The sequence below is a fragment of the Streptococcus rupicaprae genome (assembly GCF_040545225.1).
Lineage (GTDB): Bacteria > Bacillota > Bacilli > Lactobacillales > Streptococcaceae > Streptococcus > Streptococcus rupicaprae.
The window spans coordinates 20,880-44,688 of sequence record NZ_JBEPLO010000009.1 but is presented as its reverse complement, the minus strand read 5'-3'; the positions used below and the strand labels follow the sequence as shown (position 1 = coordinate 44,688).

At 45.1% G+C, this 23,809-nt stretch carries 24 protein-coding genes and 1 other RNA gene; 4 read left to right on the top strand and 21 right to left on the bottom strand.

Annotated elements, in window-relative coordinates; all coding sequences use genetic code 11:
• Positions 1-109: 109 nt before the first annotated feature.
• From ABID29_RS05130 to ABID29_RS05100, 7 genes are all read right to left on the bottom strand, one after another.
• Positions 110-988, bottom strand: coding sequence for a MetQ/NlpA family ABC transporter substrate-binding protein (locus tag ABID29_RS05130; protein WP_354364878.1), 879 nt, complete (start codon positions 986-988; stop codon positions 110-112).
• Positions 989-1,121: 133 nt separating this feature from the next.
• Positions 1,122-1,976: an amino acid ABC transporter substrate-binding protein gene (locus tag ABID29_RS05125; RefSeq protein WP_354364934.1), complete on the bottom strand. Its 855-nt coding sequence runs from the start codon at positions 1,974-1,976 to the stop codon at positions 1,122-1,124.
• A gap of 489 nt (positions 1,977-2,465) precedes the next feature.
• Positions 2,466-3,836, bottom strand: a complete 1,371-nt coding sequence (locus ABID29_RS05120; protein WP_354364876.1) for a cell division site-positioning protein MapZ family protein — start codon at positions 3,834-3,836, stop codon at positions 2,466-2,468.
• Positions 3,837-3,847: 11 nt separating this feature from the next.
• On the bottom strand, positions 3,848-5,008 hold the full coding sequence (locus tag ABID29_RS05115; protein ID WP_354364874.1) for a THUMP domain-containing class I SAM-dependent RNA methyltransferase: 1,161 nt from the start codon (positions 5,006-5,008) through the stop codon (positions 3,848-3,850).
• A gap of 81 nt (positions 5,009-5,089) precedes the next feature.
• Positions 5,090-5,460, bottom strand: an RNA gene (gene rnpB / locus ABID29_RS05110) — RNase P RNA component class B.
• A gap of 19 nt (positions 5,461-5,479) precedes the next feature.
• Positions 5,480-5,806, bottom strand: coding sequence for a cell division regulator GpsB (gene gpsB / locus ABID29_RS05105; RefSeq protein ID WP_354364872.1), 327 nt, complete (start codon positions 5,804-5,806; stop codon positions 5,480-5,482).
• 63 nt (positions 5,807-5,869) lie between these two features.
• Complete coding sequence (locus ABID29_RS05100; protein ID WP_354364870.1) at positions 5,870-6,400, bottom strand: SLOG family protein; 531 nt, start codon at positions 6,398-6,400, stop codon at positions 5,870-5,872.
• A gap of 90 nt (positions 6,401-6,490) precedes the next feature.
• On the opposite strand from ABID29_RS05100, the gene recU reads away from it, so the two are divergent.
• Entirely contained in the window at positions 6,491-7,087 is a 597-nt protein-coding gene (gene recU, locus ABID29_RS05095) for a Holliday junction resolvase RecU (protein WP_354364868.1), read from the top strand.
• Positions 7,088-7,133: 46 nt separating this feature from the next.
• Positions 7,134-9,272, top strand: a complete 2,139-nt coding sequence (gene pbp1a, locus ABID29_RS05090; protein ID WP_354364933.1) for a penicillin-binding protein PBP1A — start codon at positions 7,134-7,136, stop codon at positions 9,270-9,272.
• Positions 9,273-9,359: 87 nt separating this feature from the next.
• Here the strand turns inward: pbp1a and ABID29_RS05085 are convergent, their stop codons facing one another.
• From ABID29_RS05085 to ABID29_RS05035, 11 genes are all read right to left on the bottom strand, one after another.
• Positions 9,360-9,617 carry a DUF896 family protein gene (locus ABID29_RS05085; protein WP_354364867.1) on the bottom strand — a complete coding sequence of 86 codons (258 nt, stop codon included), beginning with the start codon at positions 9,615-9,617 and terminating at the stop codon, positions 9,360-9,362.
• 327 nt (positions 9,618-9,944) lie between these two features.
• Positions 9,945-11,984, bottom strand: coding sequence for a glycine--tRNA ligase subunit beta (gene glyS / locus ABID29_RS05080; RefSeq protein WP_354364865.1), 2,040 nt, complete (start codon positions 11,982-11,984; stop codon positions 9,945-9,947).
• A gap of 349 nt (positions 11,985-12,333) precedes the next feature.
• Entirely contained in the window at positions 12,334-13,248 is a 915-nt protein-coding gene (glyQ, locus tag ABID29_RS05075) for a glycine--tRNA ligase subunit alpha (RefSeq protein ID WP_354364864.1), read from the bottom strand.
• Between the two features lie 172 nt (positions 13,249-13,420).
• The gene (locus tag ABID29_RS05070; protein ID WP_354364862.1) at positions 13,421-14,179 is read right to left on the bottom strand and encodes an elongation factor Tu; all 759 of its coding nucleotides are present in this window, start codon (positions 14,177-14,179) and stop codon (positions 13,421-13,423) included.
• Between the two features lie 246 nt (positions 14,180-14,425).
• On the bottom strand, positions 14,426-14,572 hold the full coding sequence (locus ABID29_RS05065; RefSeq protein ID WP_354364860.1) for a hypothetical protein: 147 nt from the start codon (positions 14,570-14,572) through the stop codon (positions 14,426-14,428).
• Positions 14,573-14,772: 200 nt separating this feature from the next.
• Positions 14,773-14,919, bottom strand: a complete 147-nt coding sequence (locus ABID29_RS05060) for a hypothetical protein (RefSeq protein ID WP_354364859.1) — start codon at positions 14,917-14,919, stop codon at positions 14,773-14,775.
• A gap of 35 nt (positions 14,920-14,954) precedes the next feature.
• A complete protein-coding gene (locus ABID29_RS05055; RefSeq protein WP_354364858.1) occupies positions 14,955-15,452 on the bottom strand; it encodes a hypothetical protein in 498 nt (165 codons plus the stop codon).
• A 4-nt stretch (positions 15,453-15,456) separates the two neighbouring features.
• Positions 15,457-15,768 carry a hypothetical protein gene (locus ABID29_RS05050; protein WP_354364857.1) on the bottom strand — a complete coding sequence of 104 codons (312 nt, stop codon included), beginning with the start codon at positions 15,766-15,768 and terminating at the stop codon, positions 15,457-15,459.
• 43 nt (positions 15,769-15,811) lie between these two features.
• Positions 15,812-15,997, bottom strand: a complete 186-nt coding sequence (locus ABID29_RS05045; RefSeq protein ID WP_354364856.1) for a hypothetical protein — start codon at positions 15,995-15,997, stop codon at positions 15,812-15,814.
• A 26-nt stretch (positions 15,998-16,023) separates the two neighbouring features.
• Positions 16,024-16,329 (bottom strand): DUF4176 domain-containing protein, encoded by a 306-nt coding sequence (locus tag ABID29_RS05040; RefSeq protein ID WP_354364854.1) that lies wholly within the window; start codon positions 16,327-16,329, stop codon positions 16,024-16,026.
• Between the two features lies 1 nt (position 16,330).
• Positions 16,331-16,522, bottom strand: coding sequence for a hypothetical protein (locus tag ABID29_RS05035; protein WP_354364853.1), 192 nt, complete (start codon positions 16,520-16,522; stop codon positions 16,331-16,333).
• A 191-nt stretch (positions 16,523-16,713) separates the two neighbouring features.
• On the opposite strand from ABID29_RS05035, the gene ABID29_RS05030 reads away from it, so the two are divergent.
• Both ABID29_RS05030 and ABID29_RS05025 read left to right on the top strand, forming a co-directional pair.
• Positions 16,714-18,234 (top strand): T7SS effector LXG polymorphic toxin, encoded by a 1,521-nt coding sequence (locus ABID29_RS05030; protein ID WP_354364852.1) that lies wholly within the window; start codon positions 16,714-16,716, stop codon positions 18,232-18,234.
• 17 nt (positions 18,235-18,251) lie between these two features.
• Positions 18,252-18,674 carry a hypothetical protein gene (locus ABID29_RS05025; protein WP_354364850.1) on the top strand — a complete coding sequence of 141 codons (423 nt, stop codon included), beginning with the start codon at positions 18,252-18,254 and terminating at the stop codon, positions 18,672-18,674.
• Here the strand turns inward: ABID29_RS05025 and ABID29_RS05020 are convergent.
• Genes ABID29_RS05020 through essC form a run of 3 tightly spaced genes read right to left on the bottom strand, consistent with a single transcriptional unit; the run spans position 18,612 to position 23,807 of the window.
• Complete coding sequence (locus ABID29_RS05020) at positions 18,612-18,998, bottom strand: hypothetical protein (protein WP_354364848.1); 387 nt, start codon at positions 18,996-18,998, stop codon at positions 18,612-18,614. The two genes, ABID29_RS05025 and ABID29_RS05020, sit on opposite strands and share 63 nt — an antisense overlap.
• Positions 18,998-19,336 (bottom strand): TIGR04197 family type VII secretion effector, encoded by a 339-nt coding sequence (locus ABID29_RS05015; RefSeq protein WP_354364847.1) that lies wholly within the window; start codon positions 19,334-19,336, stop codon positions 18,998-19,000. The genes ABID29_RS05020 and ABID29_RS05015 overlap by 1 nt, the downstream gene beginning before the upstream one ends.
• A 4-nt stretch (positions 19,337-19,340) precedes the next feature.
• Positions 19,341-23,807, bottom strand: coding sequence for a type VII secretion protein EssC (gene essC / locus ABID29_RS05010; protein ID WP_354364846.1), 4,467 nt, complete (start codon positions 23,805-23,807; stop codon positions 19,341-19,343).
• Positions 23,808-23,809 lie beyond the last annotated feature (2 nt).

The following is a 23,809-nucleotide window of genomic DNA, read 5'->3' as shown; positions in this document are numbered from 1 at the left end:
TAACTTCCTTAACAAGTTGCTACTCAGTTAATAACTGGTTTTTACCTAACCTAAACTGATGAAAAAGAGCCAGACACGCAGCCCGACCCCTTTTCCATGTTTTTGTGTCTTACCAAACTGGTAAGTCCAAACCGTCTGATGTTTCTTCAATTGCTTTTTTAACAGCATCTGTGTGGTAAGCATCCAAGATGGCTTGAACAGCATCGGCGTTAGCCTTTTCTTTCCAGTTCTTAGGCGCTGCGATAATATTGATCCACTGAGCTGAGTTTTCATCTTTTTTCTCAACAAAGAGCGGGTTCTTATAATCCAAGTTGGCTGGCACAGCGTAAGAGTTGTTGACGATAGCAGCGTCTACATCTGGAAGAGATGACGGTGTTTGACTAGCATCCAACTCAGAAATCTTCAAGTTCTTAGGATTAGACTTGATATCGGCTACAGTCGCAAAGGTATCACCAGAAACACCCAATTCAATCAAGCCAGCTGATTGGAGAACATAGAGGGCACGGCTACCATTGGTCGGATCGTTTGGAATAGCAATCGTTCCGTTTTCAGGAATTTGATCTACAGAAGTGTACTTGTTCTTGCCGTCCTTGGTTCCTGAATAAAGACGAATCGGGCTCAAGTAGGTATCCAAAATCGCTACCAGGTCAGCCTTGTTTTCAGCATTCCAGTTGTTGAGGAAGCTGTGGTGTTGGAAGGCATTGATGTCTAATTCACCATCTGCAACGCCTTGGTTAGGCTGAGAGTAATCTGTAAACTGCGTAAACTCGATATCAATATCGACACCATTAGCCTCAACCTGCTCTTCAATCGCTTCCCAGCGCGCTTCGTCAGATTCGGTCATGGTCATCACACCAACCTTGACAAGCTTAGCAGCGTCATCATCTGAACTGGTGCTCTTAGGGTCAGAAGCTGGTGCACAAGCCGCCAAAACAAGTGTAGAAGCTAGAGCCAATCCAGCTAAGTTCAATACTTTAGATAATTTCATTTTTAAATCTCCTTATAATCTTTTTTCTTTGGTGTTGAAACGAAAAATACTACGTTATTAGTTTGCCATATTTCTTAGAACTTGACAAATACTTTTTACGTAGTATTAGTTATAGGTTTCAGCTATACCCTAATTAGTTAGGGGCTACCAATTCGTCTGCTGCTGGTACGAAGTTGCCGCCCAAGAATTTCTCTGACAACTTAGCCAAGGTACCATCTGCTTCCAATTCCTTCAAGCGAGCATTAACAGCCTCACGAAGATCTTCTTGACCAGCTGCAAAGATGATATAGATTAATGGGCGCTTATCCGCTGGAATGTCAATAACTTTGAGGTTGTCCAAGCCTTGATCGTCAGCGATAGTCTGAGCAACAATCCCTTCAAACAACTTGTAATCATGCTGTTCATCGTTCAAGCGGTTCAAGATCGCTTGGATAGAATCTTTAGTGTAGTTAATGACTGTTGGATTATCAGGGTTTTCTTCGTTATATTTTTCCAACTGAGTAGCCGTCGTCGTTCCTTGAACAACTTCTGTTGACTTACCAGCAATGTCATCTAAGCCAGAGATGTCACTGTTCTTAGGTACAATCATAGACAGCGGATTGCTAGCAGTTGGGACAGAGTAAAGGTACTTTTCTGCACGCTCATCTGTGTAAGAAATGTTGTTGATGGCCAATTGGTAGCGATCTGAATCAAGGCCGGCAAAGATGGAAGACCACTCTGTGACTTCGTATTCCAATTCGTACTGGTCCAAACCTTCAAAGACAGCTTTCACTACTTCAAACTCATAACCCGTCAACTCGCCATTTTCGTCCTCGTAATTGAACGGTTTTGGAGAAGCATTGGTTGCCAAGTAAACCTTTGTCTTTTCCGTCTTAGCCTCGTTTGAAGCGCTAGAATCGCTAGAAGCATCCTTAGAAGAATTAGAACCGCACGCCACCAAGAGAGAAGCCGCAAGAGTCAAACTGGTTACTCCCAGAATCTTTTTCAATGTCATGTAATGTCTCCTTATCAAAAATGATAGTCCTATCTTATCATAAGTCCGCCCCAGATGCCATTATATAAAACCTATACAGTCGATAGGTTTTGACTAAGGCGGACTTCTCCTAGAATTCAGTTGATCAAGGCAAGGAGAAAAGCCCGTCAGTTCTTACAGTGGCATCTATAGAAGCGGATTTATAGTTAAAAAGCCATCTCTTCTTAAAATCAGATAGGCCATTTTTTATGACCAAGTTGCTATGGAGAAAAAAGCGTCCAACGCTGGATAAGAGCCTTGGCCTTCTTCCAGAATAATCATCATGTTTACGACTACGATGACTAGTACAAGGCTAAGAAGCAAGAGGGCAATAAGCATAGCTAAAAAGACTTCGCCCTGTACATTCAGAACGAAGTCCCTTTATAACTCTTCGTTAGCCAAGGTTTTCAAACGCTTTTAAATCAAGTTGGCTACTGAAACTTACTTGGTCTATTAGGATATTTCCTAAAAGTCCAAGGCATCCGCATAACCGGCACCATTTCCGACAAAGTAACCTGTCTTAGCGTTAATCGAGAAGAGATAGGTCCCATCTGTCCTAAACATATTGTAATAGCCTCGGCCATTGATGATATTGACCTTTTCTAAGATAAAGTCATTGCCTGCAAAGTAACCCCGCTGGTTAGAGGTCGCAATGATATTTTCCAAAACATTAGGAGTAAAAATCCAGGCTTCATTGGCAGCATCGGCAATCACGTCATCATTATAAGGCACACGGCTCAGGTGACGCTGAAGATTGACCTGATCACTGCCATAAACGATGCGCTTATTGTAATCAAGGACGACACCATTGTTTAAACTAGCTGTTGTCGCAGTACCTGGGGACGGAACTGGGGCTGGCTGTGCCACAACTTCAGCTACTGGAGCAGAGGCTGTACCTGCGTCAGATGGCGCAGGGCTCGCCTGGGCTGTCCCAGCCTGCTGTTGGGAGCGCCCGAAATTAGCTGCCGCTGTTAAGGCAGCGTCGACGCTGGAAATGCCTGTAGAGGCTGCACTAAAGTCTGCTTCTGTCTTAGCAGTGGCTGTTGTGTCAATCTCACCGTTGACCAAAACGGGTTTGTCAAACTGTGTATTGATCGCTTCGGTTGCTGCTATCGCTGCCTTTAACTTGTCGACCTTAGCCTTAGCTGCATCGTAGTCATCTGTTCCTTCTAGGATGGATAAGGCCGTCTCCAAGCTCTGCAATTGTCCAAAACTGTCATTTTTCAGAGCGGTTTGTTTCTCATCCGTGAAAAAGCTGGCATAGAGGTCTTCAAAAGCCTTGAGTCCAGGATTTTCAGAGGAAGAAGTGCTTGTCTGAGTTGATGAGGCTGTTGTTGACGTTGATGTTGATGGAGCACTTCCTCCAAACAAACCTCCAAGTGCCTCTCTTTGTGTATAAGCCGTTCCTGCAATCCCAAGGAGGGCTAAAGCCGCTAGTCCAAGGCCGATGACTTTTTTGCGCTTTTCAGCTTTTTCCTCTTCGAATTCGGCCTGATCGTCCTCGACATCATAGTCATGAAAGGCTGCTTCACTGGCCACTTCTTGCGCTGCCTGTTGTTCAGCTAAACGCGCTGCATCAGCTGCTCTTTTCTCTGCAGCGACAGCCAAAGCAGCCATTTCTGCCTTTCGCAACTGTTTGGTCTCAAATTTACCTTCTTCAATCTGATCTCGGTGCTGTTTGATATAGCGGTCTAAAAGGCCATCCGTCTCTGTGATTCCTGCTTGAATTTCTTCTTGCGTCTTTGCCGCTTCTTCAACGGTCATCTCCTTGGCCTGTTCTAGGTCTAGGACGCGTTCTTCAGGTTCAAGTGGGTTTTGTTCTTTAGTGTCTGACATCGCTCTTACTCCTATTCGTCATTATGGTTACGCTTGATCCGCTGGCCAAAAAACTGGTAGAGATCAACTTTCAAGGTTCCATTGTATAATTTTCGCTTCTTATCAGCGATTTGCTGGTACTTTTGCTCAAAAGTCTCGTCGCTAGTTAGGATAAACTTAGACCAGGTCTTTAAGGGAGCAAAGGTTTGTCCCATCTCATTATACAAAATATCGACTCCCTTGTCATCAAGCAATCGCTCCCCATAAGGAGGATTGGAAACAATCACCCCGTTAATCTTGTCGGTTTTGAAGTCCTGCAGCCGCATCTGTTTGAATTGAACAACACCATCCAGACCTGCTGCCTGGGCGTTTTTCCTGGCGATTTCGATCATACGACCGTCAATATCATAGCCCCAAATATCCAGTACCAAGTCCGACTTGATTTGTGCTCTTGCTTCTGCTCTCGCTTGACTTACTAAAGCCTTATCCACCCATGCCCAGGCCTCGAAAGCGAAGCTGCGGTTCAAACCTGGAGCCATTTGACGGGCCAGCATAGCGGCCTCAATGCAAAACGTTCCTGACCCACAGGTCGGATCAACCAAGGGCTTGTCAGGATACCAGTTGGTCAACTGCAAGATAGCGGCCGCCATATTTTCCTTGATAGGCGCGCCACCCTTCTCCACACGGTAGCCTCGCTTAAAAAGGCTCTCGCCTGTCGTATCAATCATTACTGTCGCCTGATCTTTTAAGAGAGAAACCTCAATCTTAAACTCTGCCCCCACTTCCTGCAAGGGCACCCCCTCTGGACGATGGTAATGCTTTTGCAATTTCTTAACGACAGCCTTTTTGGAAATCGCCTGGACAGAAGGCTCGTTATGGAGTTTGGATTTGACACATTTGGCCTTTGATATAGGGAATTTCGCGCCCAGAGGCAGATAGTTTTCCCAATCCAGATTGAAAACGCCTTGAAAGAGCTCTTCAAAGGTCCTTGCAGGGAATTCTCCTACGATAATTTTGATCCGATCCGCCGAACGCAACCATAGGTTGGTTTCAACGATAGCAGAAACATTCCCTTCAAAACGGACCTTGCCGTTTTCAACCTGGACATCATAGCCCAGCTGGCGCAATTCTTTCCCAACTATAGCTTCTAGGCCAGCCCCTGATGTAGCTATCAATCGAAAACTTTTTTTCATCCAGTCATCCTCCTGTCTTCATCTTTTTTCATTAAAAAACGAGGTTGAGGCAAGCGCCCCAGCCTCGACCTATATGCAATCTTCTATAAGCCATGTTTTGTCCAAGAAGCAACTAGGTTCTTGCTTCTCTGTATAATCATCTGTCTACTGCTAATGCAGTCAGGATAGTCCATTCGGATTCTGGCCATCCCATGCCCCTACCAAAGTTTGGGTTGCTAGCTTGAGGGGTTTACCGCGTTCCACTTTTTGCGTTTCCGCAAAAACTCCGTCACTGTGGCACTTTCAAGCCTAATCAGACCTATCTTACGACTTAGCCCTTTCGACTGCCGTCACGCACTTTGTACGTGCCTAGACTTATGTCTTCGTCTAGCACAAACACTACTGGCATCACAGCCAGTGCTAGCATGGACTTTCCTCACGAAGTCACTCGCCTCGTGCGATTATCCAAAAATTGCACATCTATCCAAAATCTTACTCTTCCATGATTTGCTTGCCAAAGACTTCTTTTTCGAGGCGGTTGATCCGCTTCAAAATGTCAAAGTTTGTAGCGGTGGTTGCACGCGCAAACTCTGGACGCTCAGCAATAGGGGTCGAAACAGCCGACACTGACTCATTCTTTGGCTCAGCCTTGAGTCTTGAAATCTCAGCCTTCAGCTCCTTAATCTTAGCTTCATAGGTGTCGTAGTCCTTCATGATATCGTCAAGAAACTCGTCAACCTCTTCCTTGCTGTAGCCTCTCATCGTTATCTTAAACTCTTGTTCAAAAATATCCTTGGTTGTATACTTAATGCCTGCCATGTCTCTCTCCATTTGTTACTGCTACTTTCTATTATAGCTGATTTCAACCTATAAAAGCAAGCATTATCTATCAAAATCCGAAAAGTTTTCTGCTACTTCATTGAGGTATTCAAAAGTGACCAGATTTAAGTCATAATTCTCTTGATTTTGTAGTTTTTCAAATAGGTACTTAAGCTTGGTTTCATGCTCATTGTCATAAAAGACATAGGCCCCATCCGTATGATCCATCAAAAATTGGTGATAGTCCCGGAATTGCCCTGGATTTTCATACCGTTGAAAAGCAACTTTGACAAAGTCCAGTTGCTTAAACTGTGCTAATTTTTCCTGATTTTGCTCATTCCAGTTTTGCCCGTGGGTCTCAAAGGGAAAAATGCAGGCCAATTGTAGATTGTAATCCGATTTGAGACGGAGGGCAGCTTCCATAACCCAGTATTCAAAGCCTAATTGTCCTGTAAAAATCAACCATTCTAGCCCGTTTTCTAGAAATCTCCGTAGATCTTTTTCAATAGCTTTTCGGATGACTTTAAGTCTAGGATCCTTATCGTTGAAAACTCCCAGATCCATATTCTGGTAGCCTGTCACTAGTAATCTCATCCTCTCAGCCCCTTTTTAACCTTTTTAAGCAAGTTTATGTTATAATTTGTGTTATAATAGGATGATGTTATTTTATCAGGAAGGAGAATTATGGTCAACTATCCGCATACTGTCCGGCCTAGGAATAACATACCAGCAACTCAATCAAAGGAACAAGTTAACTTTGCTAATCGAGGGATGAACTTTGAAACTTTGATTAACGAGAGCAATAGTTACTACCTTTCGAGACAGCGAGCTGTTATCCATAAGAAACCGACGCCAGTCCAGATTGTCAAGGTTGACTATCCCAGACGGAGTCGGGCTAAAATCGTTGAAGCCTATTTCAGACAGGCATCAACTACCGATTATTCTGGTGTGTTCAAAGGACATTACATCGACTTTGAGGCCAAGGAAACCAGGCAAACACGTTCCATGCCCTTAAAAAATTTCCACCAGCATCAGATCGAACACATGGAACAAGTGCTCAACCAGTCAGGGATATGCTTCGTCTTGTTACATTTTTCCAGCCTCAAAGAAACTTATTTGTTACCTGCCAGGCCTCTGATTGACTTTTATCGAATCGATCAAGGAGGAAAGTCCATGCCCTTAGCCTACATTCGGGAGAACGGCTTTCAGATTGAAGCAAAAGGTCTCCCGGCTATCGACTATCTCTCCGTTGTTGAAAAAAATCTACTAGGTGGTGATTAAAACCATGAAAAAACCGACTATCTATTTTACGCGTCTTCAGCGACGCATGGGACAATTAGCCAATACGAATAACCCGCTAAAGAAGGCACTCCTTTTTGCTCTCAACGGCTTGATTGGCTTATTCGTTCTCGGCTTTTTACTAGGTCTACTCCTCTTTATATTTTATGTCAGCTCTGCGCCGAAGCTGACAGAGGAATCTCTGACCGCTACTTCTTCAAGTCTTATTTATGACGCTAACAATAATCTGATTGCTGATCTAGGCTCAGAAAAAAGAACAAATGTGGAAACAGGCGATATCCCTGTTGATTTAGCCAATGCCATTGTAGCCATCGAAGATCATCGCTTCTACAATCACCGAGGAGTTGATGTTATCCGCATCCTAGGTGCCGTCTGGAATAACCTGACATCATCCAGCAGGCATGGGGGGTCAACCTTAACGCAACAGTTCATCAAACTCACCTATTTTTCCACCACCAAAGCAGATCAAACCATTAAACGTAAGGCCCAAGAAGCCTGGCTGGCTCTGCAGTTGGAGCGTCGAAATACCAAAGAAGAAATCTTGACCTACTATGTTAACAAGGTTTACATGGCCAACGGTAATTATGGTATGCAGACAGCTGCTAACGCTTACTATGGCAAAAATTTAAATGAGCTTAGCATTCCGCAATTAGCACTTCTAGCTGGTATGCCACAAGCTCCTAACCAGTACGATCCTTACGCAGCTCCTGAGGCAGCCAAATACCGCCGTGACTTGGTCCTCAGTCAGATGTTAAAGCACGACTATATTGATCAGGCTACCTACGACACTGCTATTGCAACTCCTGTTGAAGACGGCCTGAAACCATTGGTGACAACTGCAAGCTATCCTCAATATATGGACAACTATATTAAGGAAGTCATCGAAGAAGTCAAAGAAAAAACCGACTATAATCTGATGGACGCTGGCTTAAAAGTCTACACTAACGTTGATACAGAAGCCCAAAAACACCTTTGGGAAATCTACCATTCAGATACTTATGTCAACTATCCGGACAATGACCTGCAGGTTGCATCGACTGTTGTTGACGTCACAAACGGTAAGGTCATCGCTCAGCTTGGCTTCCGCCATCAAACTGAAGCCACTTCATTGGGGACCAACCAAGCCGTTGAAACCAATCGTGACTGGGGTTCAACCATGAAACCCATCACCGATTACGCTCCAGCAATTGAGTACGGTGTTTATGATGCCACTTCAGATGTCATCAATGACAGTCCTTACTACTTCCCAGGGACGACAACCCCTGTTAACAACTGGGATAGAAGCTACTTTGGCTACATTACCATGCAGGCTGCGATTATGTATTCTCGAAATGTGCCAGCTGTCAAATCTCTCGATGCTGTCGGGCTTAGCCAAGCCAAAGAATTCCTAAGCGGCCTAGGCATCAATTACCCAGAGATGTTTTATTCCAACGCCATCTCATCTGCTACCAATGTTTCCAGTCCAGAATACGGGGCCAGCTCTGAAAAAATGGCTGCTGCCTACGCGGCCATCGCCAATGGTGGAACTTACTACAAACCTCAGTACGTCAACAAGATTGTCTTCAGCGATGATTCTGAAATTGTCTTCGAGCCCGAAGGGACCCGAGCCATGAAAGAAACTACAGCTTACATGATGATCGATATGATGAAGACTGTCTTAAACTACGGTGCGGGTAGCAATGCAACTATCAGAGGACTTTACCAAGCTGGTAAGACAGGAACATCTAACTATACAGAGGATGAAATCCAAGAACTTGCTCAGAACTATCCAATCTATAGTTCTAGCATTGTGACACCTGATGAAAACTATGTCGGATTTACCAATCAGTATGCTATGGCCGTATGGACAGGCTACAAGAACCGTATGACGCCGATTTTAGATTCGGGGCTTTACGTCGCTACAGATGTTTACCGCAACATGATGCTCTACCTTTATGAAACTACGGGTAGTGGCTTAACCGATTGGACCATGCCTGATGGTCTCTATCGTTCAGGAAATCATGTTTATAAAGACGGCGCTAGAGTTACCCATAACTATACTACAACCACTCAAGAATACACTAGTGAGGAATCAACTGAATCTTCTTCAAGTTCAGAGACGAGCGATGATGACAATCAGACTGAGCCAACAACCTCCCAATCTTCTAGTAAAAGTGAGCAAAACTAATTTGTTAGTCAATGCTAAAGGCCCCTTGAATTGAAACGCAAGGGGCCTCTTTTGTTTTGGTATTGTTTTTAAATAAACAGTCAGCTCTTATGAATTTGGATCGTCAAGACTTCTGCCATGCAAGCCCTTCTCGCGCTGCACTTGACGAAGTTTTTCTGGGGTCACATCATTGCCAGCTTCATCGACAATCTTAATCCCCTCCACATGAGCACGCACGCTGCGTCGGTAGCCTTCGATATACTCCTCACGCAGGGCTGCCTGCTCAGACAACTCGCTTTCCGTCAAGCCTTCAGCTTTTTTCTTTCGAGCCAATTCATTGATTCGGTCAATTTTTGCTTGTTCCATATCATGATACAAAGAGCGTCACAGACAAAGGGAATAAAACAATCTGGGAGACTGTTTTAGCCTGAGCCCTAACATCAATGGGGCCAGGGAACGTTGAGGGCTAATTTTCTCAACAATCATTTTACCACCGTCTGTAGCTCGTGTTCTAATCCTTTCTAACGTTCTCTTACTTCTTCTGATTAAAGCGGCTGACCTTGTATTTCTGCTCATTCTCTGCCTGTCCATCTGCTGCGACAATGACAAGAATCAAGACAAAGAAAGCCTAAAACAGCAGAAACGCTGTGATGGTGAGGTCAGTGCAAAAAATCTCAATCATACGTTATATTCTTACTTGGTATTGAGCTTGTTAAATACCGCCACTTGACCTGCCTTCTCTGCCAAGGTCTTGAGTAGGGCCAAGCGATTGTTGCGAACCGCCATGTCGTCCGCCATAACCATAGTATTGTCAAAGAAAGCGTCAATAACTGGGCTAAGGGCAAAGAGCTTGGCTAGGTTCGCAGCCATGTCCTCACTCAAACTCAAGTCCTCGACAGCCGCTGCCAAGGCTTTTTCCGCCTCGTTTTCAAAGAGATCGGCTGACAGGCTGACACCTGCTTCTGCTTTCTCCGCCAAGTTAAAGACCCGAGCCAAGCTTTCCACAGCTGATTTGTAGCCGTCCGTCTTAGCGGCTTGGAAAATAGCCGAGCTGGCAGCCAGAAGATCCTTGACCACAAAGGTTGAGTTAGAGAGAACGGCTTCACGAATATCCTTAGGAATGCTGCTGTCCATCATCTTCTCGATACGGGCAGCGATAAAGCTCATGACATCCACTTGGTTGGCATAGGTCAGGCTATCAAAATTGAGGGCATACAGCTCTGCCACCAACTTGTCCAAAGGAACAGTCCAGCCAAACTTGTCCAAAATCCGCACGATACCAGCGGTTGCCCGACGCAGGGCATAGGGGTCGTTTGACCCAGACGGAATCAAGCCCACTGAGAAGAAGGACAGGAGCGTATCCAGCTTGTCAGAAAGTGCCAAGACCGCACCGACTTTTGTCTCAGGAAGCTCCCCTTCGGCAGAATTTGGCAGGTAATGCTCACGGATAGCTGCTGCCACACCAGCGGTCTCTCCAGCCAAGAGAGCATATTTCTCCCCCATGATCCCTTGGAGCTCGTCAAATTCACCAACCATGCCGGTCAAGAGGTCGAACTTGTAGATGCTGGCAGCACGGTCAAGGTCTGCCCGCTCTTCGTCAGACAGCTCTGCCATTGCCGCCAAATAATGCGCAATGGTCTTAGTCCGTGCCATGTGCTCGGAAAGACTACCGATTTTTTCATGGAAGGTGACGTTAGTGAGCTTCGCCACCAAGTCCGCAATCGCTAATTTCTGGTCCTCTTTCCAGAAAAATTCACCGTCTTCCAATCGTGCCACGAGGACTTTTTCGTTGCCCTTGATGACATTTTCGAGGTGCTGGTCGTTGCCGTTGCGGACAGAGATGAAATTCGGCAGGAGCTTGCCGCTCTTATCCCGCACGACAAAGTAGCGCTGGTGGTTCTTCATGGAGGTCACCAAAACTTCTTCTGGCACCTCCAGATACTTGGCGTCAAAGCTGCCCATAAAGGCAGTTGGGTACTCGACTAGGTTGAGGACCTCGCTCAAGAGCTCCTCATCAATATCCACAACCACCCCTTGTGCTGCCTCGATGGCTCTGATTTGACTGACAATCATGCTTTGACGTTCTGCTGGGTCTGCGATGACAAACTGCTCCCTCAGGTCAGCTTCGTAGCTGTCAGCAGTCGCAATCTCGGTTTCTTTCCCCAAAAAGCGGTGTCCACGACTGATACGACCAGATGGGATGTCAAGAAAATCCATGTCCAAGGCCACATCATCGACCAAGACCGTCAAGGTGTGGACAGGGCGGATGTACTTGAAGGTGTTTGAGCCCCAGGCCATGCTGACTGGGAAGGTCAGGGATTTGAGCACTTCTGGAATGCCTACCAAAACGGTTTCCGCAGGCTGACCCGCTTCATTTTTAGTCACGTAGACATACTCTTCGCCCTTCATCTCTTCAAAGCGAATGTCAGCTGTGGTCAAGCCCTTACCGCGGACAAAGCCTTCAGCAGCCTTGGTAAAGTTGCCATCAGCGTCCAAAGCGATTTTCTTAGCAGGACCCTTGAAATCCTCGGTCAAATCCGTCTGCTGGTCTGCCAAGCCACGGATCCGAACCGCCAAGCGACGAGGCGTTGAAAAGGATTCAATGGTCTCAAAAGCCAACCGGTTCTCCGTCAAGAAATGAGCCACCTTATCACGTAGCTGATTCATAGCAGGCGTTACGATGTAGGCAGGGATTTCCTCCAAGCCTAGTTCAATCAATACAGTTTTTGTCATGTTTTACCTCAAAAATTCTTTTTGAAATGTCTTTTTTGATAGATTCTTAAGTGGTGGGGGACGCCAGTAAACCTTTGGTTTCGTGGCTAATTTTGGAGCCTAAGGTCTCCAAAATCCCCTCGGACAGAGAGTGGTACAAAGTCTCGGTCTCTCCACTTTATTATCATTAAATAAGCAAGACGCAGTGGTTGAGTGGGCTCTAATACGCTGATTCCAAGCTTTTACAGCCCTACTCAACTGTGCGGAGGTGGGACGACGAAATCGAATTCTGACGAATCACCGATTTCTGTCCCACTCTCTGTCCTTTCACCACGGCGAATCTATTCCAAGATGCTCGCTATCGCTCGCTCTATTCCTCGTCCGCCAAGAGTTTGGCACGAGTTGCCTCATCTAAAAGCGGATAGCCCAAGCGTTTGCGTTCTGCGACAAAGGTTTTGGCGACCACACGCGCCAAGTTTCGGATACGAGCGATGTAACCTGCCCGCTCCGTCACCGATACTGCCCCACGCGCGTCCAAAAGGTTGAAGGTATGCGAGCACTTGAGTACATAGTCAAAGGCCGGGTGCACCAGGTGCTCATCTAGGCAGCGTTTCGCTTCGGCTTCAAATTTGTCAAAATTGCTGAGCAACAGGTCTTGGTCACTGACTTCAAAACTGTATTTGGAATGCTCATACTCTGGCTGGGTGAAGATTTCACCGTACTTGACCCCACGTGCCCACTCGATGTCATAGACCGACTCGACTTCTTGGATATAGGACGCCAAGCGCTCCAAGCCGTAAGTGACTTCAGCAGTGACAGGACCTGTCTCAAGCCCCCCCACCTGCTGGAAGTAGGTGAATTGAGTGATTTCCATGCCATCAAGCCAGACTTCCCAGCCCAGACCCGCAGAACCTGTTGAGGGATTTTCCCAGTTGTCCTCCACAAAGCGAATGTCATGCTCCAAAGGATTGATCCCCAATTTTTCCAAGGATTGCAAATAAAGCTCTTGGATATTGCTCGGCGATGGTTTCATGACCACCTGAAACTGGTGGTGCTGGTAAAGACGGTTGGGGTTTTCCCCATAGCGACCATCCGCTGGACGGCGAGACGGCTCTACATAAGCTGCATTCCACGGCTCAGGGCCGATGGCACGCAAGAAGGTGTACGGTGACATGGTCCCCGCCCCTTTTTCCGTATCGTAGGCCTGCATGAGCATACACCCCTGCTCATTCCAAAATTGTTGTAAGGTCAGGATGATCTCCTGGAAAGTGAGTTTGTTTGACATAGTTACTCCTTATGCTGTTATTCTCATTGTTGCGATACTGTCAGTCCTAAAGCAATATTAGTTTGGGACGACAGCTAGTACAGAGGGTAGACAACCAAAAGAAGAAAGCCTACTTTCCTCTGTAAAATATTAGTTTTTTACTCAATGTTCTTCCGCCTTAGACAGTCAACCGTTAAGGCTCTTGTGGCAAAACACCCTTTTTTATCAACCAATCCAAAAAGGTCTGAACAGGCTCAGTCTCCAACCACTCATGGCAATAGGCAAAAATGACCTCAACAGACCCTAACTGGTCAATCAGCTGGTCAACCAGAAGAAAACTGCGCCAATACTCATAAAAAATGCTCGCGTAATCCCCTTCATAAGTTGCCTGACCAAAGTCATTCAGCGAGTGCCAACCATAATGTTGCTCAAAGAGGTTGACTAACTGCTGATTTGCCCATTTCTCAGCTGCAAATTCTTCTGGTGTGAGAAAATAGCGGCGACTGATATACTCGACCACGCCCTCTTCAAACCAGATGTAGCGATAAAAGTCCTTATCTTCTGCAAAACGGTCTGACCAATGGGCAAATTCATGTCCCAAAACCTGTAGCACATGGTTATCTGACACTTGCTCATAGTGCTGACGTAAGTGGTCGAGAAGTTCCGACGGCTCATAGCAGTCTAACTGTTTCAGATATAAATCCCGCCAAACCTGCCGGTCTGGGGTCAGTACGAGACGAACAGCATTGGTATAGGCTGGGATAGGGCACTCTCTGATAATATGGCTAGCCGCATGAGCAGTCGCCCAAAGAACTGCTTGTGGCAGATCCCTAACCGCATAGGTCTCAGATAGAAACTGAATGTAATCGACTATGGTCTTATCGTACTTAGCCACAAAGGCTTGATAAGCCGCCAACTGTTCCTGGCTATCAACAAGATAGAGATAATCCATCGCTCTCCTTTCTAAAGCAAAGAACCCCATCCCACACACTCCTAGCTTAACGCATAGGGGCGTGCAAGACGCGGTTCCACCCTAATTTATCACTTGATTGGTCTTATCAATATGGTCAGAGAGTGCCAATCGCTGCCTTCAATCGCTCGGCTTTCACCTTCCCGAACTCGCTAGGTATTGAATAAGACATCGCCTTCTCTCTATAAAGAGTATAGCAGAAATTACAGCATCTGTCTAATAGTTCTGCTATTTCTTTTTAAAATTGAGCACAAAGACCTTATCGACCAACTCCCCCTTCTCCAAGGTCAGGACTCCCTGATTGCGGTCCTTGATGTCAATGATGGTCCGGATGTTCTCAGACAGGCTCGACAGCGTATCCTCCACAAAGAGCACTGAACACCCAAGCGAAGTCGGGTCTTCAGTGAAGTTTTTTGAAAAATTGCAAAGCAGAGAGCTTATTACCAAGGGACTGTAATAGTTCCTATTATACCATGAAATGCTCTGTCTGCTCTGAACATTCAGACATTTTGAGATATGAAAAGAAACGGCAGAGCCGTTTCAAATTATGGTAACTGTGAATAATAGGAATTTTGTTATTCCACCAAGTCACCTTGTTTTCGATTGGCTTGGAGAGCCTTATCGCTCGTATGATAGGTTTGAAGTCCTCCCTCAATATCTGACGCAATTTTCGCATCTGTTTGACGAAAAGCCGAAGCAATAGAATTCAAGTAGCGGTCCATCGCATCTACTGTTGAAACAATTAATTAACTAAGGGTTAGTGACAAGCTTTTAAGGATACTAATTGAATAAATACTACTAACAGTGCATTCCTATGGTAATTTATCAAACCTGCATATCTTTCAACATAACTCAATCTAGGATTCTTTGGATTGTAATATACCATCATTTCAGAACCAATTGGAAAGAAAGTCTTAAACGGATAGGGGACGGGATTTATATAGTACACATACCTTGGTTCAAGAATTTTTTGTTTGTGCTCTTCCACCGTTTCGGGATTAAAAATCTCTTCTCCCATATTTTTTCCCATTGGATAATAGCGAAGTCTCTGCTTAAATCTACGATTGTTTACAAAGTACTCAACAATTGGTGTCTTTAATCGAGTTGAAATGTAATAACCAATAACAGTTCCTTTTACTTTTTCAGTACTTTTATCTCGAATTTTTACTTCCCTTCTCCAAAAAAACAAGAAAGTAAATAAACTAATAAGGCTATAGGCTGTTAATACACAATAAACTATCAATAATTTTTCCATTGACTTACTCCAAATAAGTAAAATTTGAAACAGAAAGATTCATTTTGCTATTATCTATCATAGAATTGACAAGTTCTACTTTATCTTCAGGTAACACTAAAAAGATAATTGAAGCAGAATCTGGCGTCAGAACACCTGATTCCTCTGGGTTATAAAGTACAGGTGCATTCTCATAAATTGTTTTACCATCATAGTCCCAGTTAACTGTAAACTCAAAAGAATCATTTAATGTTTCTTCTGTTCTATTTGAAACTAAGAATACAGCGTAGGTGCTTTCTCCTGTATCAATGGTACTATTCATATAGTTAAAATTCATGCTACCTGGGATCCCAAAATCTGGATTTTCCGAGAGAATTTTTTTACATGACTAAGTCTTTAGTCAATGTCCTCAACACTAAGACGAGGATATTTAATTTTGGATTCTCTTTCTTGAAAAATTCTCTGTAAGCTTTACTTTTTGATAGTGCCGCTCCAATAGCACCAAATTTACCTAATGCATCAATCGTTTTCATTGCAACAGGAGCAGTCTTCTCCAGACCTTCCATTTCCTCCTTAGAAAGATTAACAGTTGCTAAACTTTTTCTTGACTAATCTTTCCTTTTTTGATCTCTGGATGGCTAATAATCCATTCCTGCATAGCTTCTTGAATACGATTTTCTTTGTCACTAATATATCCTTCAAAAACAATCTCACTAATATCTTCATGGTTAAAATATACTGCTCTATCTGGTTCCAAGCCTATAATTTGATCAACCGCTGCATAGTCAAAATAGTAAGTACCATTCAATAGATTGACTACAGGACGACGCATGACAAGCATTAATGGAATTCTTCCTTCCTTGAGATAAACTACGCTTCCTAAAGGTAGTAATTTCATATTATTCTTCCTCCTTAATGATTTCAAACTCTATAGATTGCTGATCTGGTTTTTTAAAAATACCTCTGAAAAAGATAAAATTAAACCATAAAATGGGGGCAATTATAAAAAGCCTAAAAGACACAACATAACTTAAGACCAAAAAAGGGATAATCGTAAACAGAATAACTAATAAATAAGCTAAAATCATCATACTACCAAAATTCCCTCCCGTTGGGCAAAGTTCTAATTGCAGTCTTTGATTTTACTTTCCCGATATATGTCAAACCAAAATTCATCCTCTTCATTGACTGTTTTCTATATAATGCTACTAATATTAATGATAGTAATACTACGATAATCATGAAAATGGTTCAGGGTGCCTCGGATAGTCAAGGATCAAGTATGTCCGACATTTCCTCTAGTCGCGTGTCAGCCTATCATACCAGTTTGACAGCTTTAGCGGCATTTAGTGGGGAAGGCAATCTTAAGGGGAAAGCTTATGACTCTGCCAAGCAATTTGCGGGTTCGGTATTAGTGCCTCTGCTTCAAGGTGGTATTCTCTTGTCTGAAGAGATTAGTCGAGCAACGAAGGGCTTGCCAGAGGAATACCGCAGTCGTGTTTCTAGCGAGGATTTAGATTCGGAGGTTTTAGAAGCCCAAATCCAGTCCTACGATGCCTCCATAGCCCAGACACAAAGTTTGATAAGATCGGAGTTGAGCAAAGACTCAATGGAGGATTCAGATCTTATCTATCTTCAGAAACTCTATCATCGTCAAGTACAAGCTCGTAACAAACTGCAGGAGAAGCTGGACAAATTATTAGCATTTGATGGGTATTCACCTAGTCTTTTCAATAGTATATCCGCTCTAGAGGGAGCTGTTAACGATGGCTTGGCGGTAGTAACCGGTAGTTTCTCAGGTTTCAGTGGGAGTTTTAGCTTACCCAGCAATATGGGCTGGGCTAAGACGATTGGAAGTCAGTGGCAGGTTCGCAGTGAAGGGATAACACAGAGCTATCAAGCGATCGTGGACAAGGTCAGCCGAGGCGAGGCGTTGACCGAGGAGGACATTGAAGCCATTCAGCGATACCAGGAATTGTATCCGGGGGTGGAGCTTGAGAAGAAGGTTGAAGAGGCTATAAAAGTATATAATATTGAGCAGAACTATCAGTTGGTGTTGGCCAAAGCTCAAAACAATCAAGAGTTGGTTACAGAAGATATTGTTTATATTATTGCTTATGGGAAGATCCATCCTAATAGTTCTCATCCGGTTGAATTAGAGTTAGCAGTTCAAAACTATTTGAACAAAGGTGATATTGAAAAAAATTTCACAATCATTACAACTACTGGAAATGAAATGTTGGGTAATTTTTTAGAAGATAGTATTGAAGGAATGGGAAGAGAGCTTGGAAAGGCTGTCTCTGAGGAAATTTATACAAACAGGTATTCTATAGAATTAACTGCAGGAGTAATTCTTGGTAAAACACCTGGTGCTACCCGAGCAGTAACAGAAACTGCTGAAACTATGATTGTGTCTGGTTCAAAGGCACTTGGTAAAGGCATCTCGTTTTCAACTGGAACTCTTATCGGTGTTGGTATCAATATGTTATCAGGAGATACTGCAGAGGAAGCTTGGGGTAAAGAATTGACGGTAGGTGTAACGACTGCTGTTGTTTCTGGAGGAGTATATCTTTCTTCAGTTGGTCTAACTGCTGTCGGTCTTATTTCTGCACCAGTAACCCTGGGTATAGGCGCGACTATTGTTCTCGGTGTAGGAGTATCAATGATTAACGATTGGGCGAGAGAACAATGGCCTGAGCTGAAAGAATTTGAAGATAACGTTGGAAGGGCAGTTGTTGATACTTGGAATAATGCAACAGAAATGATTTCCAATGTGTGGGACTTCGCAAATCCTTTTGATTAGAAGACTGAGGAAATATTATGAAACATAAAGAAACCATTGTAGGTCAAGTATTCAATCTATCTTTTAATCGTAAAACACCAGTACGAGGCTGGTATCTCATTTTAACTGATGAAGATGAAGAATATTTAGTGCAGAGAAATTTTGGCTTCTCGTCTAATTTTTATCGCAATATTTATAAGGTTGATCAGTCGCTGAAGGAGTATATCGTTTCAGAGGCTGATTACGAATCGATTGTTCAAAAAAGAGATAGTAAAGGTATAGGTTTAGGAATTGCAATAGCGCTCGGTGCGCTGTTAAGGGCAATATTTCCAATACAGATATGGTTTGGGGAATCAAATGCTCAGATGAACTTTACAGTAGGAATGACAAACATTCTCTTAACCATGCTTGTTCTCCTTTCGTTCTACTTTTGTTTCTGTTTCTACTTGAGACATCACTAAACGCTCCTGACGAAGACCGTCAATTTGTTCTTCAAGGTGATAGGCTTTCTTTCGTAAAACCTCCAGACGATTATCAATCTTTACTTGCAATCGCTGACTTAAACTCTGTGTGTCTGCTATGATATCTTCTAAAAGAAGCTGATCTGATTGCGATAAAGAATAATCTGCAATCTGATTCAGATGATAAAGACTACCACTTCGAAAGGCCAATACCTCATTCTCAAAAACTTGAAGACGTTTTCGCTGACGTTCTACCTCGTCTAGAGATGTTGTCAACTCTTGTTCTTCCCTAAGGTTGTCCTCACGTGTTCGTGCATGAGTCATTAGTAGGTGCCTCCTTCATGGAATAGCCCCGATTGATAGCCAGGAGTAGCACCTGGAGAAGTTTGATGACCACTAGAAATCTGATGACTCAATCCCTGGTCCATAACTTCAAACTCAGAAGCGGTACTATGGACAAGCTGGATAAACTCACCTAACTTAGTCGCTATCTGCCCTCCATAACTAAACTCTTTTACGATTGCACTATGGGCGCTACTATTTCCGGCTAAAGTTGTTGATGTATCTTTCGTTGCTTCCGATATCGCTGTGATACTGTTGGCTCCGTTCTGAATGGCATTTGCGTTTAAACGGGCTATCGAACCAATACTTTGAATGGTCATCTGTTTATTCCTCCTCTTCCTGTAATCTGTGACGGCTAACCTTTAGTTTTATGCTGCCACTACGCTGATATAGATATGCCTCATCTTGTTGTAAATAGGGTTCCTTAGAATTGTAACTCTTTTCAACTAAGCCCTGATCAGTCATACGTAACCCGATAAGGTAATATTGATTCTGATTGCGCAACTGTTTTGCTAAACTACTAGATAAATTATTATTTAAATAGCCATGTATTCCACCAACTACAAAGTTCAAACCAAACTGCCAACCTTCACGATATAGTCGTACTAGTTGCTCCCCAGTCACATCACTACTACGTTCAAATTGTTCCAAATCTGGTATTACAATCATAAATGGGATAATAGTTTCTTTTCCATCTTTTCGGGCATCCAATAATTGAATGAGCTGGTGAGTAATTGTCTCAAGCGTTTTAGGCTGACTGATATAAGTAAAGACAGCCTGCTGATAGGCCTCAAAAACTCCATCAGGATCAATAAGCATGATACGATAATCTTGTTCTAATTGAAGAACCGTTCGTATCATATGGTGACTTAGAACCTTATGATGTTTTTCGTTATCAGATGTATAAAGTAAATGCCTAAAATCCTTCAAAGGAAGCGATACACTTTCAACATCTAGAAAATCTAAACCTAACGGGAGACGCTTCATAGACAAAGCTCTTTGAACCGAAGCTTTAGCCTCAAATTCTTCAAAGCTAAGTTGCTCAGGTACAATCGGAATTGGTAAAGGTTTAGGTCCCTCCCAATTCAAATTAATTTTAGCTACTTCATCTTTTAGACACGCTGTTATATCATAACCCGTCTCTCCCCTCACAGGAAGAGCAACTTGAAAAATTTCTGGAGAACCTTTGTATACAGTTAAACCTCGTCCTGGGATATCCTCCAAATGATGACGACTTCTACCAACAATCAAGCTAGGCTCAGCTATTTCTGTCATCTTAAAGGCCATTCGTCGCTTGATGTTAGTATACAGAGCGGCCTTCAATGCACTAGTCCGACTCGCGGTCACTACTATAGAAATACCTAAACTTTCTCCTTCACGAGCAATCGTTTGGAATACCTGCTCCAGATCCTCATGCATCGTCGCTTCCTTCACACCATCATAACCGTCAATCATAATCATCAAATGTGCTAACTTAAGATCACTAACTTGGTGATACATTTCTAAACTAGCTACACCATTTCGACTGAAGACTTTCTTACGGTGCTCTATTTCCTTTTTAATTCGTAGAATAAACTTAGTGAGTTTCTCATCATCTTCCAATAAGAAATAATCAGCTACATGTGGCAAGTCCCGTAATGCCAAGAGACCATTTGTCGCAAAGTCAAACAGATAAAATTGGACGTGTTCTGGGGTATACTTCCTTACTAGATCCATCACAATCGTTTGGATGAATGTGGATTTCCCCATAGCAGGTTGTGAAAAGAGAGCAAGATGACCATCTTTAGTAAAATTATGGGTAATAGTCTCTTGAGTTTGGCGACTTGGAAGATCAACCAAACCAAGTGTTGCTTCCATTTCTTGACTAGAAGTTTCTAAGTCATTTTTTACCATTCCCAACTCCTCCAAATACACCCGCTCCTTTAATGGCGGCAGCCACGGCCGGGGGAGGGGCGCGATGCCATGAGCCTCGGTAATGGCCTTGATCTCATCCACGATGACGGCCAGCTCACTCGGGATCTGCTGGATGCTGTCGGCCTCCTCTAGGCCTGACAGGTCCTCAGTCAAGATCTGGTACTGGCCATTGTCATTGATGGCGTAGATGGTGTGGTCCTCGATGTGGAGCTTGTCCTTGTCCGGCTGGTAGTCTGCCCCTGAATAGGCCGACTGGAAGAGTTCATAAATCTCATTATTGCCGACCTGGAGATAGGCTCTCCCTGCCTGGGTGATGTCTGCCGCGTCTGGCGTCTTAAGCATCTCCTGAGAGTCCTGACGGTCCGCCATCTTGAGAGCCAGCTTGAAGCGGGAGTTGGACCAGATCTGGTCATCCACCACCCCCGTCGGTTTCTGGGTCGCTAGGATCAGGTGGATCCCTAAGGAGCGTCCGATACGAGCCGTTGACACCAGCTCCTTCATAAACTCAGGCTCATTGGTTTTGAGCTCCGCAAACTCATCCGAGATTAGGAAGAGATGGGGCATGGGTTCTGCGGCCTCGCCATTCTTGTACTTCTTCTGGTACTGGTTGATGTGATTGACATCATACTGAGAGAAAAGCCGTTGCCTTCTTTTAAGCTCCGCATTGATCGAGATCAGGGCCCGCATGGACTGGGTCGCATCTAGGTTGGTGATGGAACCAAGGAGGTGGGGCAGGTCCTTGAAGAGGTTGGCCATCCCACCGCCCTTGTAGTCGATGAGCAAGAAAGCCACATCGTGCGGGTGGAAGTTGATAGCCAGGCTCAAGATATAGGACTGGAGAATTTCCGACTTACCAGAACCGGTTGTCCCAGCCACCAGACCGTGAGGCCCATGGGCCTTCTCATGCAGGTCTAACTGGACGATGTCCTCCTTGCCCCGAAGGCCAAGGGGCACTGCCAGGGACTTGTGGGGCGCATGTTGGCCCCAACGCTCCATGATCCGCAGGTCCTTAACCTCCTCGACCTCATACATTTCGAGGAAGTTGACAGACTCAGGGATGGCGTTCTTCAGGTTTTGCAGGTGGTTGAGCGGGGCTAAAAGCCTCGGCAGGCTCTCCTTGTCAAAGCCCTCTCCAAAGTGGTCCAAGGCAAAGACCTTATCGATCAACTCCCCCTTCTCCAAGGTCAGGACTCCCTGATTGCGGTCCTTGATGTCAATGATGGTCCGGATGTTCTCAGACAGGCTCGACAGGGTGTCCTCGACAAAGATGACGGAGCATCCCAGCCCTGTCGGATCCTCTTGGAAAAACTCCATGATCACATGGTCCATAACCAAGGACTGGTCCGTAATCAGGACAACAAAATGGGGAGTAAACAGGGTTGACGACCGTGATTGGCGATCATTGAGCTGGGCCTTACGGACCTTTAAAACTTGATAGAGGGAGTTGAGCACTTGGTCCCGACTACGCTGATTATAGACCAAGCCCCGGACATTGATGTCCTGCAGGGTCGCATGCGGCAACCACCGCATCCAAGACCAGAGGTCCTTCTCCTCCTCAGGCACCAGCGTGATAAACTGCAGGTCATGGTAGGAGTGGAAAAAGGACAGCTGATGGACCAAGAGCTGGAGCTGTTCCAAGACCACCGGGCGAGGGCCGATATAGCCTACAGGCCCCGAAACCAGGTCCGTCACAATCGGCAAATCATGGGTCCGCTTGTACTGATCATAAAGGGCCAAACCCTCACGCTCCAAGTCATCCAGCTTCTTGTCCTTGTCCAGCGGCGCATAGCTCAGGCTAAAGGAGGCCTTGCGCTTGCCTAGACCCAGACGGTAGGACAGGAAGTCAAACTGCTGGGGCGTCTTCTCATAGATCCGGTGGTGATAATTAGAAGCCATCGCCTCCAGCTCCTGGACCGACGGGTAGTGGTAGAGCTGGCCCTGACGCTGCTTCTCCTGAAGCTGGTAGAGGTCCTGGGCCTTGTCAAAGAGATAGTCCCGAAAGAGTTCCTCACGCTCAACCAGGCTCTCCCGATACTCCTTCTGGCTCTTGAAATAGCCCGTCACCGAGAAGATCATGGATACCAGCGAGCTGACCACCATGATGTAGATGTAGATCCCCCGCGACTGGAAGAAGGACAGGGTGATGGTCATGGCCACCATGACCAAGGGAGGCACGATCGCCTTGACCAGCTGGTTGGCCGGCTTTCTCGGCGTCTCCACAGGCCCCCGCAAGGTCACCTTGTCCTCCGGCTCCCGGTAGATGATCCGAGGAGACCGATGGTAGTCGGGGTAGTCTTCGTAAAAGCGATAGTCAGACAGATCCTTGGCTACCAACTGGTCCGACCGAGACGCCACCCCCTTGACCCAGACTTCCCGGTCAAAGAGCTTGATCGTCACGCGATCAAAGCTGACCTCATCTCCCTTCTCTAGAAGGACAGGATAGGCAATGACCCGACAATTATTGACATAGACTGGCTGACCCACACTAACCAAGGACCACTGACCCTTAGCCTTGACCAAGACCACCTCTTCCTGCCCACTGAGCCCGTCTAATACCACTGTGTGGTGCTGGCCTGATCCCAGACTGATCTGGTCATGGAGCAGGCTAGCATAGACCTGACGTGGCAGGTCCTGACCGATAAAGGCCTGCAAACCCGCCAAGGTGTAGCGGCCATCCTCCAGCGCCTCATAAGGGCTCCCATTGACCGAAACGACCAAGACACCATTGTCTCCTAGCTCCAGACGCAGGCGCTCCGCCGTCAAGCTTGGCAAAACCAAGTCAGCGGTTCCTTCCTGAGCGATTTCAAGACTCTGGCCCGGTTGGAGGGTCCAGTCATAGCGATAAGCAGCTGTGTATAAAATCAGTTCTTTTGTCATCC